The sequence below is a fragment of the Sphingomonas sp. IBVSS2 genome, assembly GCF_002127225.1.
GTDB lineage: Bacteria > Pseudomonadota > Alphaproteobacteria > Sphingomonadales > Sphingomonadaceae > Sphingomonas.
The window spans coordinates 365,064-380,372 of the sequence record NZ_NFUR01000002.1; the positions used below are offsets into that span (position 1 = coordinate 365,064).

Genomic DNA, 15,309 nt, shown 5'->3' on the forward strand with positions numbered 1-15,309 from the left:
CGATAGCACACCGGACATGAAAAAAACGGTCGCGCGCATCTCGGGGAAACCGGTCGCCACGGGCGGACGGGCATGAACATCCTCTTCATTGAGGACGATCCGATGAACCGTCGGGTCGTGAAGGACATGCTCGACGTCGCGGGGGCGACGATGGCGGAGGCGAGCTGGGCCGAAGAGGGCCTGGCGATGCTCGACGCGGAATCGTTCGACGTCGTGCTGGTCGATCTGCGCATGCCCGGCATGGACGGGTTCGAGACGATCCGCCGCATTCGCGCGCGCGGCGACGCGAAGGGGGAATTGCCGATCATCGTCGTCACCGCCGATACCGCCGTGGACCTGCGCGAGCGCTGCCTCGCGATCGGTGCCGACGACGTGCTGTTCAAGCCGGTGGCAATGGACGCGCTGTTCGATTCGATCGGCCGGGTCCTCGCGATCCGCGGCGGCGGGGGCATGATCCTCTAGGCTGGGGACCCAATTCTCCTCCGCCGTCCCTTCAATCGTGTTGGCGCGCGCGTGCCGCCATTGGCCGGCGGGTGCTCAGGTCGGCAGCCGCACGCGCACCCGCCCGCCGCCGCCCGGGCGATTCTCCAGCGTCACGGTGCCGCCATGCGCCTCGGCGATCGAGCGGACGATGGCGAGGCCCAGTCCCGTGCCTCCGGTTTCGCGGCTGCGCGAGGCCTCGCCGCGCACAAAGGGGGCGAACAGCGCCTCGGCGCGGGCGAGGTCGAAGCCGCGCCCGTCATCCTCCACCACTGCGTCCACCGTGGCTTCGCCCAGGCTCCAGCGCAGCCGGGCGCGCTCGCCATAGCGCACCGCATTCTCGATGAGGTTGGCGAACAGCCGTCGCAGCGCCGCGGAATCGCCGCGCACCACGGCGCGCGGGCCCGGCTCGACGGTAACCGGTTTGCCTGCGGCCGCGAGATCGTCGACCAGGCTCTCGATCAGGCTGCCCAGGTCGAGCTTCGCATGCGGCGTGCCGTCCCGCCCGTCGCGCGTGAAGGCAAGTGCGGCCTTCAGCATCGCGCGCATCTCCTCGATGTCCGCCTCGGCGCGCAGCCGCGCCGCGTCGGGAAGCTGCTCGACCCAGAAGGCGATCCTCGACAGGGGCGTGCCCAGGTCATGGGCGATCGCGCCCAGCATCGCGCTGCGATTCTCGGCCTCGAGCAGGATCCGCTCCTGCATCGAATCGAGCGCGCGGGCGAGCTCGTGCACTTCGCGCGGGCCCTTCTGGGGGATCGGCTGGCGCGCGCCCAGCCGCACACGGGTCGCCGCGCCCGCCAGGTCGCGGATCGGCCGCGAGATGCGGCGGGCCACGGCCCAGGCGAGGAGGGAAAGCACCAGCAGCGTGCCGAGCATCCCCAGCAGCCGGGCGAGGTGCCAGCGCGTGAAGGTCGGGCGGTACACGCTGGATGCGACGATCCAGCCATTCCCGTCCTCCATCGCCACGGTGAAGCTGCCGCGCATATCCTGCTCGGGATCGCGCGCCGGGAGCTGGTACAGCCCATGGATGCGTTCGGCGGGCACTTCCATCAGGCGCGCTATCGCCGCGTCGCGCGCCGGGGAGGGGCGCTCGTCCTGGCGGCCGAACTTGTCCTCGTTGGTGCGCGTCACCGTCATCCGCGCCCGGGACGTCGGCGGGACGATGCCGGTGCGCAGCGCCTCGGCGACGCGGGCCAGCGGCAGCGGCCCCGGCCCGGGCGGCGGGCCGTTGAACATGATCGTGAACTGCGTCGTCGTCGCGATCAGCGCGGCGGCAATGACGAGCAGTACGATGGGAACGGTGATCGAACGCCGAGTCACGGGATCACTTGGCCGCGACTTCGGCGACGAACATATAGCCTTCGTTGCGGATGGTGCGGATCAGGTCCTCGGAGCCCGGCCGGGCGAGCTTCTTGCGCAGCCGGCTCATCTGCACGTCGATCGCGCGGTCGAAATGCTCGGCATTGGGGCCGCGCGAGAAATCGAGCAGCATGTCGCGGGTCAGCACCCGGCGCGGCCGCTCGACCAGGGCGAGCAGCAGGCGGAATTCGCCGTCGGACAGATTGATGATCACGTCGTCCGGATCCCAGAGCTGGCGGGCCACCGGATCGAGCCGCCAGCCGGCGAAGCGCAGAAAGGCGCGGCTGGGTGCCGCCGCCGGCGCGGCCCGGTCGCCCTGGCTGCGGCGCAGCACGGAGCGGATCCGCGCCAGCAACTCGCGCGGATTGGCGGGCTTGGGCACATAGTCGTCCGCGCCCATCTCCAGCCCGACGATCCGGTCGATATCCTCGCCGATCACGGAATGGAGGATCACCGCGGGCCCGGTCTCGCGATCCATCGAGCGCAGGATGGCGAGCCCGTCCTCGCCCGGCATCATCACGTCGAGGACGATCAGCGCATAATCGTGCCGCGCTGCGAGCGTGCGCATCTCGATCGCGCCCGCGGCCGTGTCGACCACATAGCCGTGCTGCGACAGGAAGGCCGCGGTCAGTTCGCGGATACCGGGATCGTCGTCGACGATCAGCAGGCGGGTTTCCAGGTCCAAGGCTAGTGCGGCTTGCAGCATCCACTGGTGATCGGGTGCGAGCCTAACGCTGGTATTGCAGGGCTGCAATGCACCGAAACATATCGACGGGGCGGGATGGGGAAAGCCGCAAAGGCTTTTGTCCCATCCAGCTGGCCGCCCCGGCCTCGTGCCGGGGGCCGCCGTCCCGCTTGGCGTGCGCTAATGATTAGCAATAACTCTCAATCCTCGAGGATCCGCGAGTGTTTCGCAGTGTCGCGCATGCGCAGATACGTCACCAGCGACACGCCGATCATTGCGGTGACGTACCAGTAGAAGCCACTTTCCCAGCCCGCGTCCTTGAACCACAGGGCGACATATTCCGCCGTCCCGCCGAACAGCGCATTGGCGACGGCATAGGGCAGGGCGACGCCCAGGGTGCGGATATGCGCGGGGAAGAGCTCTGCCTTCACCACCGCGTTGATCGAGGTGTAGCCGGTCACGATCACGAGCGCGCCCAGCATGATCAGGAAGGCGAGCATCGGGCTGCGCACGCTCTCCAGCGTGGTGAAGATCGGCCAGGTGAGCAGCACGCCGAGCACGCCGAAGCCGATCATCAGCGGCTTGCGCCCGATCCGGTCGGAAAGCGCGCCGGCCAGCGGCTGGATCAGCATGAAGCCGAACAGGGCGGCGGCATTGATCTCGGAGGCGGTGGCCCGGTCGAAGCCCGAAGTGTTGACCAGGAACTTCTGCAGGTAGATCGAATAGGCATAGAAGGCGAGCGTGCCGCCCGCGGTGAGCAGCATCACCAGCGCGGCCTCGCGCGGATGGTGCTGGAACAGGGCGAAGATGCTCGACTGGCCGCCGCCGCGCTTCTCGAAGCTTTCCGTCTCGGCCAGCCGGCGCCGCAGCCAGAAGACGATCACCGCCAGCGCCCCACCGATCAGGAAGGGGATGCGCCAGCCCCAGGCGTCGAGATCGGCTTCGCTGAGCGTGGATTGCAGCACCAGCAGCACGAGCAGCGCCACCAGCTGGCCGGAGATCAGGGTGACGTACTGGAAGCTCGACCAGAAGCCGCGATTCCGCTTGCCGGCCATTTCGGAGAGATAGGTGGCGCTTGCGCCATATTCGCCGCCCACCGAAATGCCCTGCATCAGCCGGGCGAGCACCAGCAGCGCGGGCGCGGCCACGCCGATCGTCGCATAGCCGGGCGTGAGGGCGATCAGCAGCGATCCGGCGCACATCAGCGTCACCGAAAGGGTGAGCCCCGCCTTGCGGCCATAGCGGTCGCCATAGATGCCCATCAGCCAGCCGCCCACCGGCCGCATCAGGAAGCCGACCGCGAACACCGCCGCGGCATTGAGCAGTTGCGCGGTCTGGTCGCCCTTGGGGAAGAAGTGCGGCGCGAAATAGAGAGTGAAGGCCGAATAGGCATACCAGTCGTACCATTCGACCAGGTTGCCGGCCGATCCCCCCAGGATCGAGCGCAGACGGTGTCGGGGCGGCGTGGTGGTATCGGCTGCTGTCATCGCATCACTATGCCGTCAGGAATCGCGCTTGTCTTTGGCTGCGATATCGGCTGTGTGGCGCCACGAATTTGGAGAGGGATTTCCGGAATATGCGTGCCATCCTGCTCTTCGGCGCCCTTGTGCTCACCGGTTGCCAGTCCGCCGCGGAGCGGGAAGCCGCCGCCACGGGCGAGTTCGAGGTGCGGAATGCCTCGATGAAGGAGGTCGCGGGCCTGTCCAAAGCGGCGCATTCCAAGATGCTGATGCAGCCGGGCACCTGGGATTCGGGCATGCAGGTCGTTTCCGCCGAGTTCGCCGACGGGCCGGACAAGGCGGACCAGCTGGCGGCGGTGAAGAAGCAGGAGCGCCATGCCGTGAAGTGTCAGACGGCGAGCGACCTCAAGCCGCTCGACATCGAGAATCTCGAAAAGGTCGCCGGTACCTGCACGTTCCCGCGCTTCGTGCAGAAAGGGGGCAGGCTCGACGTCGAGATCCAGTGCACCCAGGCGAGCGGCGCGAAGACCACGCTTCTCTATGCCGGCACCATGGGCAAGCAGGCCTATGACGTGACGGTCGATCAGAAGAGCGGCGTGAAGGGCCAGCCCGGCTATGCCGCGATCCGGCTGCGGGTCTACGGCAAGCGGCTCGGGCTCTGCCAGGGCCAGCCGGCCGCCTGATCGGCTCGCCGCATCATTGCGGGGCCGGAGCCTGTTCGCGCTTGAAAAATCGGAATTGCGCTGTTAGGTGGCCGCCACGACGCCGCAACCCCGCGTTCCGGCGAACCCTTTTCTATTGAATTGAAGATCGGAGCACTGACCGGTTTATGCAGATCATCGTTCGCGACAACAACGTCGACCAGGCGCTGCGCGCGCTCAAGAAGAAGCTGCAGCGTGAGGGCGTCTATCGCGAGATGAAGCTTCGCCGTCACTACGAGAAGCCCAGCGAGAAGCGTGCCCGCGAGCGTGCCGCCGCGGTTCGCCGCGCCCGCAAGCTCGAGCGCAAGCGCATGGAGCGCGACAGCGCCCGTTGATTTCGCGACCCGGCATTGCGCGCCCAGCGCGCGGTGCCGCCGTGACTTTTCTGACTTTCGGGTAGCTGGCTGCCCGCGCCTGGAGCTCATCGCATGTCCGTGACCGCCGTTCCGCTCCAGCCCGTCAAGCGCAGCTACAAGGTCTGGCTCTGGGCCGGGCTGGTGCTGGCGATCGCCATTGCGGTGGCGCTGGCCTGGACCGGCACGCGCGCGCCCGTCGCCGTCAAGGGCAATGACGCGCAGTTCCTTGCCTGGAACAAGGGCCAGCTCGGCGTGCGCACCACGGACTCGGGGCTTCAGTATCAGGTCCTGAAGGAGGGTACGGGCCCGAAGGCGCAGGAGGGCGACGGGGTTTCGGTATGGACCGTCGGCACGCTGCGCGACGGCACCGTCTTCCAGCCGGCCGGTGAAATCCGGCTGCCGGTCGGCGGCGCGATCCCCGGCTTCGACGAAGCGCTCAAGATGATGAGCAAGGATTCGAAGCTGCGCATCTGGATCCCGGCCAGCCTCGCCTATGAGAAGGCCGGCCCGCAGCATCCGCTCTACGGCAAGCTCCTGCAGTTCGACCTCGAGATCAAGCAGATCATCCCGGCCGCCGAGCTGCGCCAGATGATGCTCCAGCAGCAGATGATGCAGCAGCAGCAGGGTGGCGCTCCAGGTGGTCCGGGCGGTCCTCCGCCGGGTGGCCCCGAGGCGGGCGAAACCGGGCGGTAATCGCCGGGCTTGGCCGATACGTCCCGAGCCTCGAGCGCACTGGAAGGCTCTGATGTCGATATCGCGTCGAACGTTCTTCGGTGTCGGTGCCGGGTTGGTCGGGGCTTCGGCGCTGGCGATTTCGCCCGAGACCTTCGGGGCGCTCGGCGATGGCAAGGCTGACGACACGGAAGCGCTTGCGCGGGCGCTGGATGCCGCGAAGGTTGCCGAAGGCGTTGTCCTGCTCGAGGCGGGGAAGGTCTACAGGGCCGGCGACCTGAGAATCCCGCGAGCCGCGGTGCTGATCTTTTCTCCGCGCGCGCGCCTCGCGCCGGCGCGACCGGGGGCCAGGCTCACAATCGATGGCAGGATCGACAGCACCGGGCTGGACAGGATCTTCGAAGGCGGCTGGACGTTCCGTAAGAGCGAACCGGACATTCTGGACGGATTTCCGGACGTCCCCCTGGAATGGTTCGGCGGGCGCGCTTCCTGGACCGATCGCCCTGATTCGCTCGCTGCCTTCCGATATGCTCTTGCCTTCTGCAAGGCGATGCGCTGCAGGGCCATCCTGCTCGGTAACGGCAGCTATTTCGTGTCGGATACGGTTCGGATCGATGGCCCCGTGGGCATCAAGGGGGCGGGGATGGAGTCAACCTTCCTGATCCGTCATGGCGGCGTAGCGAACGCGCCGACGATCCAGCTTGTCGGTGTCCGGGACGACGCCGTCAGCAACCTGGAATTCAGCGGTTTCTCCCTGCTTCCCCTCGAGCGGGAAGGCGCGGGGACGGGCATTGCCGCCGATTGGTTCGCGCATGTCCGTCTTGCCGATGTCGAGTTCCGCAATTTGGCAACGGGCCTGGATCTCGTTGACGGCGCCTATTCGTGGCAGATTCTCGGCTGCCGGTTTCTGAACAATCGAATTCACCTCGCGCTGGGCGCCAACGCCAACAACCTGATCGTCGCGCGGTGCCAGCTGATGCATGGCGAGACGGGAATCGATTGCAAAGGGGCGAGCAACAGCATTTCCATCGGCGGCGAAACCAATTTCGAGGCGCTCACCGGCCAGCCGATACGCTGGCGGGGGAATGGGACGACGTTGTTCCGGCTTTCGGTTTCCAACTGTCGTTTCGAGAAATGCGTCGGAGCGGTCGGATATGGCGGGGGCAACGCCCGGGCACTGGCTTTCTCGTTCGATCAGAGCTTCGTCGAAAACGTGAATGGCACGACATCGCATTTTCTCGATCTGACCAACTGCGAAGGTGCCGTCATTTCGCGATCCTATTTCCAGCGATGCAATGCGGCCCTGGTCAACGCGCCCCGGTCCGCGAGTCAGGTGGTGATCTGTGACAATGTCCTGCGCGATATTCCGCAGGTCAATTCGGCCTCAAAGTCCGGCGGCTTCTCACCGGAGGAAGGCTTCAAGCGATGTCGCGCCTATAATTGCGGCAATGTGAAGGGGGCTGCCTGACTGCTGGCGCGTGCCACGTTGACTCAGCTCCGATCTCTCTGCAGGTCTCTTCTTTACGAGCCTCCGCTCAACCTCCATCGCATTGCGGAACATTTCCTTGACGCGCTTCCCTCCCGATCGACTGTTGCGCTCGGCTCATCTCTGGGTCCTGCTGGGTTTTCTGGTCCTGCTGGTCCTGACCGGCGGGGGGGCGCGCGCGGACATACCGGCGCTGATGGTGCTGCGGCCTGCGGCGGCGCTCGCGCTGGGCTTCGGGCTATGGTTCCTGACGCCCGAAGAGGCGCGTCGATATCGTTTCCTCCTGGCCTATGTCGCCGCCGTGGCGTTGGTGGTCGCGATTCAGCTCGTGCCGCTTCCGCCCGCCATATGGCAGGCATTGCCTGGGCGGGCCATCGTGGTCGATGTCGATCGGGCGGCCGGGTTGCCGGCGCTCTGGCGGCCGATCAGCCTGGTCTCCTACCAGACCTGGAATGCCTTGTTTTCGCTGCTCGTGCCGGCGAGTGTATTGGTGCTGTGCATCGGCGTGGGGCGCGAACAGCGCTTTCTGGTGTTGCCGCTGCTGATCGGCATGGGCGTGCTCGGCGGCGTGCTGGGCCTGATGCAGGTGATCGGCCCGCCTGACGGGCCGCTCTATTTCTATCGCATTACCAATAATGGATCTGCGGTGGGTCTGTTCGCCAATCGGAATCATCAGGCAATCTATCTCGCCTGCCTGTTTCCGATGCTGGCGGTCTATGCCGCTTCGGCGCCGGCGGGCCTCACGCTGGCGCATCGGCGCACGCGCTTCTGGTTGTGCGTGGGCGCGGGTCTGCTTTTCCTGCCTCTCCTGCTGGTGACCGGTTCCCGGCTCGGCTTGATCGTCGGCTTGATCGGACTTGCCTCGATCCCCTTTCTTTACGCGCCGCAGCCGGATCGTTCGGCATCCTCCCGCTCGTCGCGGCGATGGTGGTATGCGGCCGGGGGCATTGCCGTGGTCGCCCTTGGTGCGTTTACGGTCTTCGCTTCGCGGGGCATCGCCGTTCAGCGACTTCTTGCCGGGAACGTCGGTGACGATGCGCGTGTGCCGCTATGGCAGACGTCGATGACGATGCTCGGCAAGTATTTCCCGTTCGGATCGGGATTCGGCTCCTTCGCCGATGTCTATCCGATCGACGAGCCTGATTGGGCGCTGCGGCCAACCTATGGCAACCATGCCCATAACGAGCTGCTCGAGGTTGCGTTGACGGGTGGAATTCTCGGCATCGCCTTGATGCTCGTCGCCGTGCTGGCCTGGGCGGTGGCGAGCTGGCGCGTCTTTCGCCGGCCGCTGCGCGAGGGGCAGGATGTGGCCTTTGGCCGGCTCGCATCGGTGTTGATGCTTATCTTCGGCGTTGCCAGCGTCACCGACTATCCGTTGCGGACTCCCTTCCTCGCCGGCGTGCTCGCGATTTCGGCCGTCTGGCTTTGCGCGGGTGCATATCCTTCGTCGCGGAATCCATCGAAAGCGGCGTATCGCGCGCGTTGAACGGCGCGCGGTATCGTTTCCAAAAAACAATAGCGCCACTGAGTGGTCTCCGCTAGCAGGCGCAAAATACGGCAAAAGGTGCTTGATGTTGTCGAGAGCTGCAATTTGTTTGGCTGCGCTGCTGCTTGCGTCCTGCATGGGGCGTCCGCAACTGAGCGGGGGTGCGGACGTTCATGTCATGCCCGGCGATGGACTGCCGGTGCCGACCAAGGCTGACCTGTTCGAGCAGAACCGTCCCTATCTGATCGGCCCCTTCGACAAGTTGGCGATCGACGTTTTCGGCATTGCCGATCTCAGCCAGAAGGAAGTGCAGATCGATGCGAGCGGGCGCCTGTCGTTTCCGCTGGTCGGCACGATCGAGGCTTCGGGCAAGACCCCGGGCGAGCTGGCGGAGCTTATCGAAGCCCGTCTGCGCGCCGGCTTCGTGAAGAATCCGCAGGTTACCGTGAACCTCAAGGAAACGGTGAGCCAGGTGATCACGGTCGACGGCGAGGTGCGCGAGCCCGGATTGTATCCCGTCGTGGGTCGCATGACGCTGATGCGCGCGGTCGCCACTGCCAAGGGGCTGAGCGAATATGCGCGGATGGACGATGTCGTGGTGTTCCGCACCGTGAACGGGCAGAAGATGGCGGCGCTGTATAATCTCCGCGCGATCCGCCGCGGTAGCTATTCTGATCCTGAACTCTACGCCAATGATGTCGTGGTCATCGGCGATTCGCAGGCGCGTCGACTCTTCAAGGACCTTCTCGCCGCTGGTACCATCCTGAGCTATGTTGCCGTTGCGGTGCTGAAGTAAGCGGCGTCGGTGATCCTGCGTTTTCGAAAATCGAGAAAATGATGCTAGAGACCTCGAGCTCCTCCCTCCCGGGCCAGCTGAACGATGCGCGGGACGAGTCCGTTTCGCGCGGCCTCGCGATTCCGTCGTTGCTTCAGGTTTGGCATATCGTGCTGCGCTGGAAGTGGGTGATCGCGACCATCCTCATCCTGTCCCTGGTCGCCGGCCTCGTCGTTACGCTGCTCACCACTCCGCAATATACGGCGTCGGTACGGCTCGAAATCAGCCGCGAGCAGAAGAATGTGACCAACGTTCAGGGCGTGGACTCCGAACAGGTGGGTCGGGATCAGGAATTCTATCAGACGCAGTACGAGCTGCTTGGTGCCCGTTCGCTTGCCGAGCGAGTGGTCAAGACGCTGAAGCTCGACGAGCGGCGCGATTTCTTCGATCTGCACGGCGTCAAGGTGAACCCCGTATTGTTCCCCGTGGCGCGACAGAATCTGACCGACGCACAGCGTAAATCGCGTTTCGATCTCGCCGTGCGAGTGCTGCGCGACCATGTCTCGATCCGTCCTATCCTTCGGTCGAGTCTGGTCGATATCACTTATACTTCGGCTTCGTCGGATCTCGCCGCGACGATCGCCAACACCTGGGCGGCGCAATTCATCGCGGCGAGCATCGATCGGCGCTATGCCTCCACCGCGGACGCGCGCACCTTTCTCGAACAGCGCCTTTCCGCGCTTCGCACCCGGCTGGAACAGTCCGAACGCGATCTCGTCAGCTATGCCGGCGACAAGGAAATCGTCGCCTTTGGCGCGACGACCGACGAAAGGGGGCGGACTCAGGCCGGGCGCACCCTTATCGAGGCGGATCTCGAAGCGCTCAATCGCGCCCTGGCCGATGCGACCGCCGCACGCATTGCCGCGCAGAGCCGGACCGGCATTCCCGCCAATGGCGTGAGTTCGGAGTCGGTCAGCAACATTGCGATCGCCAATCTGCGCCAGCGTCGTGCGGAAGTTGCCGCAGAATATGCCAAGATGCTCGTCCAGTTCGAGCCGAGTTATCCGCCGGTACAGGCGCTGCATGGTCAGGTGAGCGAGCTCGACCGGGCCATTGCGCGCGAGGAAGGCCGCGTCCGTAGCGCGGTGTCGGACGAGTATAGCAATGCGTTGAAGCGCGAGCAGGCGCTCCGCGCGCAGGTCGAACAGATCAAGCGGCAGTTCGAGCAGCAGCGCGGCAACAGCATCCAGTACAATATCTATCAGCGCGAGGCGGATACCAATCGCCAGCTCTATGACGCGCTGCTGCAGCGCTATAAGGAAATCGGCGTCGCCGGTGTGTCTGCGAACAACGTTTCCGTAGTGGATGCGGCAAAGGCCCCGAATGTGCCGTCTGCTCCGAAGCTGCCCATGAACCTCGCGCTTGCGCTGTTCGTTGGTATAATTCTTGCCGGCGCGGCCACGTTCGCTCTCGAGCAGATCGATGAGGGGGTTCGGGAACCGTCACAGGTCAATCGGATCCTCCAGGTTCCGCTGCTCGGCAGCGTGCCGGACGCGGGCGACGAGAACATGCTTGCCAAGCTCGCGGACGCGAAGTCCGATGTGTCGGAGGCCTATCTCTCGATCCGCTCGAGCCTCGCCTTTTCGACCGATCACGGCATGCCGCGATCGATCATGGTGACGAGTACCCGGCCGGGAGAGGGCAAGAGCGTTACGAGCTTCGCACTCGCTACCGTCCTCGGCCGGACCGGCAAGCGAGTGGTGCTGGTCGATGCTGACATGCGCTCGCCTTCGCTTCATGGTTTTCTCGCCCTCAGCGGGAGCAAGGGCCTCAGCAACTTCCTGTCGGGAGAGAATAACGCTGCCGATCTGCTCCAGCCCACTCCGGTGAAGAATGTCACGCTGATGGCTGCCGGCCCCATGCCTCCGAGCGCGGCCGAACTGCTGAGCACCGATCGGATGCTGACCCTGGTGCCCAAGCTGCTTGAGGAGTTCGATCACGTCGTTATCGACGCCCCGCCGATCCTGGGGCTTGCTGACGCGCCGCTGCTGTCGCGTGCGGTGGAAGGCACGGTCTTCGTGATAGAGGCGGAAGGCGTCGCCGTGCGTGGCGTGAAGGCTTCGCTCGGCCGGGTCCAGGCGGTGCATGCGCATATCTTCGGTGCAGTCCTGACCAAGCTCAAGCGCCGTCAGGCGGGCTATGGCTATGGCTATGGCTATGGCTATGGCTATGGCGGTCAGGACGACAGCAAGGCGGCATAAACATGGCTGAGGCGCCTCCTCCAAACGCGGTTCCTCCAAGATCCTCGCGCAGTGGTCTTTATATCTATCGCGGTAGCGTGGCGGCGGCGGCACTCGCGCTCGCGATCGGCAGCGTTGCCTCGGCGATGACGGGGGTCTTTCGTGGAACTAATGCGCTGGCGGCGCTGCGGATTTCGCCGAAGGATCCGGTGGCCCTGGCCCGCGAGATCGACAACTCGCTCCTGATGGACGGAGAGACGACGCTCAAATCGGGCAGGATCGGGCCCGTGGCGCGCCAGTCGCTTGAGGGAACGGCACTCAATCCCGAAGCGGTGCGGCTGCTGGCTATCGACGCTGGCCTGCGCAACGACGCCGGGCGTTCCGCTGCGTTGCTCCGTTTGGCGGAGCGGCTCTCGCGGCGTGACCTGGGTACGCAGCTGCTGCTGATTGAGGAGCAGGTGGCCGCGGACGACGTGCCGGGAACGCTGGCCCATTATGACAAGGTCCTGCGCGCGAGTCCGCAGTCGCGGGCGTGGTTGTTCTCCACCCTGGGCGAGGCTGCATCCGATCCGGCCATGGCGGCGGAGATTGCGCGGATGTTGCGGCGCGACCCGCCCTGGCTCGGAGAATTTATCGATTGGACCATCTTCGAAGCGGCCAAGGTCGATAATCTGGGCGGTGTCTTCGCAGTGGTGCCACCTACCGCGCCAAGGACCTGGACCGACGACCGCAAGCGCGCGCTGATCGGCAAATTTGCCGGATCTCAACCCGGGGCCGCCTTCCGGCTTTACCGTCTCTATGCGGGTGATATGGGCGACCTGGTCCGCGATGGCGCCTTCGAGCACGCTTCGCTCTATCCCCCGATCAGTTGGGAGACGGGCGGGGGCTCCGACGTGGAGGCGAGCCTTGGCCAGTCGGGCGCGGAATTCGGTGCAAGCAATGGCGGATTGGGCAAGGTGCTTTCCCAGATGCTTGCGCTCGCACCGGCCAAATATGTTCTAACGGTACGCATGCGTCATGACGTGGCCGATCCGGCGGCGGCGCCGCAATGGTCGCTGGCCTGCGTGGGCACGGGCGCGCCGATCGCGAAACTGGCGGCCGGACCAGCTTCGGACAAGCTGGCGGAGAGCCGGCTCTCGTTCGAGGTTCCGGCCGGGTGCGGGTTCCAGTGGCTGCGGCTCGAACTACACTCTGTTGAGAGCGTGTCGGGGCAGCATGGAACCGTCGAAAGAGTCCGGATCGACGCCGTGCGCTGATCTCAGTGCTTGCGCTTCAATGCAGGGCGCTCGACGAGATACCAGGATAGCAGCGCGGAGAGAATTGCTCCGCTTGCCGCCGTGAGGATACCTGCCACCGGGGCCATGCCCAGAAACAGCGTCAGGTTGATCAGCGGCATATGGTATAGATAGAGGCCGTACGAGAAATCGTTGCGCCCGATATATGTCTGTACGCGTCCGGCGAACGATATCGGAAGATAGGCGAGCTTGAAGATCAGTATCGCCAGGATCAAGAAAGAGACCGGGTTTATCGAATTCTGGGCGTTGTGCTCATATCCCCCGAGCGCGAAGATCGAGACGATATAGGCGAATGGCAGTCCCCAGAGCCAGTTCGGCTTGGCCAGTGCCTTCGTCAGGCCCGGCCGCTGGGCAACGAACATGCCGATCATGAACATGTACACCCAGGGAACGAACGAGACGGCGATCAGCTTGTCGAGCAAGGAGCGTCCGCCGCCCACCCATCCCAGGTAGAGATTGGTTGCCAGCGATGCCGCGAAGAGCATGGCGGCGATACGGGGTTTGCGCGATATCAGCCACATGAGCGGAGGGGTGAGCAGATAGAATTGCAGTTCGACTGTAATCGTCCACAGCGCGCCGTTAAGCACCCCTGCGCCAAAGCCCCGCATGAAATCGGGGTTATAGAACTGAAGGAATGTCATCTGCCCCAATACCCATCCGGCAAAATGCGCCGGCGAAAAGGACTGGGTGGCCAGATAGCCGGTTGCGGCGACCATTGCCGTCGAGAGCAGCACGCAAACGACCAGCGCCGGATAGATGCGAAGGACGCGATTGCGAAAGAACTCGCGCAGCCCGTTCTCGCGGGTCCGCAAATAGGAGGTGGATATCAGGAAGCCGCTGATGAAGAAGAATACGGGGACGCCGGGGATCGCCTTGAAGACGTCCGCGCCCCAGCCGGTGATCCCGTAGTGGTTGAGGCCGTGCACCACCAGGACTTGGGCAGCGGCACACAGGCGGATCAGGTTGAAATTGTTCGAATGGGCAGCAAGCTTAGGCATAGGAGCGCTTCGGTGACGGCAGCGCGGCGCGCTTCTTCGCCAAAGGCGCCCGGGACGGGCGGCCGAACAGCAGGAACATCGAGAAATACATCACGTCGAATGGCGTCGGGAAGAGAATCGGCTCGGTCGATGCTCGCAGCAACAGCGTTGCGAGCATCGCCATATGGAAGGCCTTCTCGGTGAGGGAAATGCGGGCGAACAGCGGCCGGAGCGCCATCAGCCCCATCAGCAGGATATAGAAAAGGCCAAGGAAATGATGCCCACGAATATAGGAATTGTGGGGGTTTCCGTTGAAGAACCGGTCGATCAGCGTATTGTCGAAGCTTGCGCCGAAAAGGATATTGAGGCCGCTCAAGCGATTCCAATATTCTTCGATCATCGCGGCGCGGGGTTCATCGTAGAGCCCGGTGCCAAGCTTGGTGTTGTTTGTGGCAAAATTGTAGATGATCTGGTAATTCTCGGCGATCAGGAAGGCTGAGCCCAGGGCCAGCACCGCCGTGGCGGCGATTGCGTAGATGCGCGGCAGCGGGCGGAAGGCGAAGAGCAAGGAGATCAGCATGATCGCAGTGCCCGCGAGGATCGAGCCGCGCCCATAGCCCACCACGCAGATGAAGAAGGTGATCGCGCTCGTCAGAGGTGCCGCGCGGCCGCGGGCGTGCAGGTTGGCAACGCAATAGTTGATCTGGAGGCAGACGATGTAGGATGTGATGCCGTTGCTGCTCGTGCCCTCGATCATGTCCTCGAGCGGAAAATTGTCGAGACCCGCCTTGCGCAGGAACCAGAGCACGGCGCCTTGCGAGAGCAGCAATGCCAGGAGGCTCGCAGCGGCGTAGGCGCGCGGCGACTTCGCGGCCACCAGCGCGCCCGCCAGCGTCGCGAGCACCATGGAGAAGTGCAGCGCGGATGTGGGCGTCCGGAAAACATTGATCGGCAGGATCAGCGCCGTGGCGACGAGAGCAAGGGCCAGGTAGTTCTTGTCGTCGGTGCCGAGATAGTCGATCTCTTTGTTATAGAGAACGAAAAGGCCGAAGCAGTACAGGATGAAGGCGGCCTGCAGCGCGACGAACTGCAGCGCGACCGATGTGACCATGAGGATCAGCATCGCCGCGAGGAGCAAGGTCTTCAGCTGAAGATAGTCGGAAAGATCGATTCTGAGACGCATGCTCTTAATGCTTGTCAGCGAGGCAGGGTGCCGCCGCCATATCTGCCCTGGTGAAACCCCGGTCGGCGCCGTCGTTAGAGCAAATGCATCCGCCTGTCACCAGCACGATTGGGGTTGCTGCAGCACAAAAAACCAGGCTGGAACATGCTAAGAC

At 64.5% G+C, this 15,309-nt stretch carries 14 protein-coding genes; 9 read left to right on the top strand and 5 right to left on the bottom strand.

What is annotated here, in order from left to right:
- Positions 1-72 precede the first annotated feature (72 nt).
- Positions 73-462 carry a response regulator gene (locus tag CAP40_RS07780; RefSeq protein WP_086128821.1) on the top strand — a complete coding sequence of 130 codons (390 nt, stop codon included), beginning with the start codon at positions 73-75 and terminating at the stop codon, positions 460-462.
- A gap of 75 nt (positions 463-537) precedes the next feature.
- On the opposite strand, the gene CAP40_RS07785 is transcribed toward CAP40_RS07780, so the two are convergent.
- The 3 genes from CAP40_RS07785 to CAP40_RS07795 all read right to left on the bottom strand — a co-directional run bounded on the left by CAP40_RS07785 (position 538) and on the right by CAP40_RS07795 (position 4,011).
- Positions 538-1,800 (bottom strand): ATP-binding protein, encoded by a 1,263-nt coding sequence (locus CAP40_RS07785; RefSeq protein ID WP_256924073.1) that lies wholly within the window; start codon positions 1,798-1,800, stop codon positions 538-540.
- Positions 1,801-1,804: 4 nt separating this feature from the next.
- Complete coding sequence (locus CAP40_RS07790; protein ID WP_086128822.1) at positions 1,805-2,545, bottom strand: response regulator; 741 nt, start codon at positions 2,543-2,545, stop codon at positions 1,805-1,807.
- Positions 2,546-2,724: 179 nt separating this feature from the next.
- The gene (locus CAP40_RS07795; RefSeq protein ID WP_086128823.1) at positions 2,725-4,011 is read right to left on the bottom strand and encodes an MFS transporter; all 1,287 of its coding nucleotides are present in this window, start codon (positions 4,009-4,011) and stop codon (positions 2,725-2,727) included.
- Between the two features lie 89 nt (positions 4,012-4,100).
- Between CAP40_RS07795 and CAP40_RS07800 the strand changes: the two genes are divergently transcribed.
- From CAP40_RS07800 to CAP40_RS07835, 8 genes are all read left to right on the top strand, one after another.
- Positions 4,101-4,667: a DUF3617 family protein gene (locus tag CAP40_RS07800; RefSeq protein ID WP_086128824.1), complete on the top strand. Its 567-nt coding sequence runs from the start codon at positions 4,101-4,103 to the stop codon at positions 4,665-4,667.
- Between the two features lie 146 nt (positions 4,668-4,813).
- Positions 4,814-5,020, top strand: a complete 207-nt coding sequence (rpsU, locus tag CAP40_RS07805) for a 30S ribosomal protein S21 (protein WP_010545388.1) — start codon at positions 4,814-4,816, stop codon at positions 5,018-5,020.
- 93 nt (positions 5,021-5,113) lie between these two features.
- The gene (locus CAP40_RS07810; protein WP_086128825.1) at positions 5,114-5,734 is read left to right on the top strand and encodes an FKBP-type peptidyl-prolyl cis-trans isomerase; all 621 of its coding nucleotides are present in this window, start codon (positions 5,114-5,116) and stop codon (positions 5,732-5,734) included.
- Between the two features lie 52 nt (positions 5,735-5,786).
- On the top strand, positions 5,787-7,181 hold the full coding sequence (locus CAP40_RS07815; protein ID WP_144034273.1) for a hypothetical protein: 1,395 nt from the start codon (positions 5,787-5,789) through the stop codon (positions 7,179-7,181).
- 97 nt (positions 7,182-7,278) lie between these two features.
- The gene (locus CAP40_RS07820; RefSeq protein WP_144034275.1) at positions 7,279-8,685 is read left to right on the top strand and encodes an O-antigen ligase; all 1,407 of its coding nucleotides are present in this window, start codon (positions 7,279-7,281) and stop codon (positions 8,683-8,685) included.
- Between the two features lie 109 nt (positions 8,686-8,794).
- Positions 8,795-9,481, top strand: coding sequence for a polysaccharide biosynthesis/export family protein (locus CAP40_RS07825; protein ID WP_256924074.1), 687 nt, complete (start codon positions 8,795-8,797; stop codon positions 9,479-9,481).
- A 41-nt stretch (positions 9,482-9,522) separates the two neighbouring features.
- Positions 9,523-11,721, top strand: coding sequence for a polysaccharide biosynthesis tyrosine autokinase (locus CAP40_RS07830; protein ID WP_086129360.1), 2,199 nt, complete (start codon positions 9,523-9,525; stop codon positions 11,719-11,721).
- A 2-nt stretch (positions 11,722-11,723) separates the two neighbouring features.
- Positions 11,724-12,956, top strand: coding sequence for a hypothetical protein (locus tag CAP40_RS07835; RefSeq protein WP_144034277.1), 1,233 nt, complete (start codon positions 11,724-11,726; stop codon positions 12,954-12,956).
- Between the two features lie 2 nt (positions 12,957-12,958).
- On the opposite strand, the gene CAP40_RS07840 is transcribed toward CAP40_RS07835, so the two are convergent.
- Together CAP40_RS07840 and CAP40_RS07845 are read right to left on the bottom strand one after the other, a co-directional pair.
- Positions 12,959-13,993 (bottom strand): acyltransferase, encoded by a 1,035-nt coding sequence (locus tag CAP40_RS07840; protein ID WP_086128830.1) that lies wholly within the window; start codon positions 13,991-13,993, stop codon positions 12,959-12,961.
- Positions 13,986-15,095: a hypothetical protein gene (locus tag CAP40_RS07845; protein WP_179187971.1), complete on the bottom strand. Its 1,110-nt coding sequence runs from the start codon at positions 15,093-15,095 to the stop codon at positions 13,986-13,988. Before CAP40_RS07845 ends, CAP40_RS07840 begins: the two co-directional genes overlap by 8 nt.
- Positions 15,096-15,309 lie beyond the last annotated feature (214 nt).

What these genes read in the sequence shown, in the direction of transcription:
- CAP40_RS07790 (WP_086128822.1), bottom strand. Translation starts at nt 2,545, where the DNA reads ATGCTGCAAGCCGCACTAGCCTTGGACCTGGAAACCCGCCTGCTGATC.
- CAP40_RS07815 (WP_144034273.1), top strand. Translation starts at nt 5,787, where the DNA reads ATGTCGATATCGCGTCGAACGTTCTTCGGTGTCGGTGCCGGGTTGGTC.
- CAP40_RS07780 (WP_086128821.1), top strand. Translation starts at nt 73, where the DNA reads ATGAACATCCTCTTCATTGAGGACGATCCGATGAACCGTCGGGTCGTG.
- CAP40_RS07795 (WP_086128823.1), bottom strand. Translation starts at nt 4,011, where the DNA reads ATGACAGCAGCCGATACCACCACGCCGCCCCGACACCGTCTGCGCTCG.
- CAP40_RS07830 (WP_086129360.1), top strand. Translation starts at nt 9,523, where the DNA reads ATGCTAGAGACCTCGAGCTCCTCCCTCCCGGGCCAGCTGAACGATGCG.
- CAP40_RS07835 (WP_144034277.1), top strand. Translation starts at nt 11,724, where the DNA reads ATGGCTGAGGCGCCTCCTCCAAACGCGGTTCCTCCAAGATCCTCGCGC.
- CAP40_RS07810 (WP_086128825.1), top strand. Translation starts at nt 5,114, where the DNA reads ATGTCCGTGACCGCCGTTCCGCTCCAGCCCGTCAAGCGCAGCTACAAG.
- CAP40_RS07840 (WP_086128830.1), bottom strand. Translation starts at nt 13,993, where the DNA reads ATGCCTAAGCTTGCTGCCCATTCGAACAATTTCAACCTGATCCGCCTG.
- CAP40_RS07845 (WP_179187971.1), bottom strand. Translation starts at nt 15,095, where the DNA reads ATGCTGATCCTCATGGTCACATCGGTCGCGCTGCAGTTCGTCGCGCTG.
- rpsU (WP_010545388.1), top strand. Translation starts at nt 4,814, where the DNA reads ATGCAGATCATCGTTCGCGACAACAACGTCGACCAGGCGCTGCGCGCG.
- CAP40_RS07800 (WP_086128824.1), top strand. Translation starts at nt 4,101, where the DNA reads ATGCGTGCCATCCTGCTCTTCGGCGCCCTTGTGCTCACCGGTTGCCAG.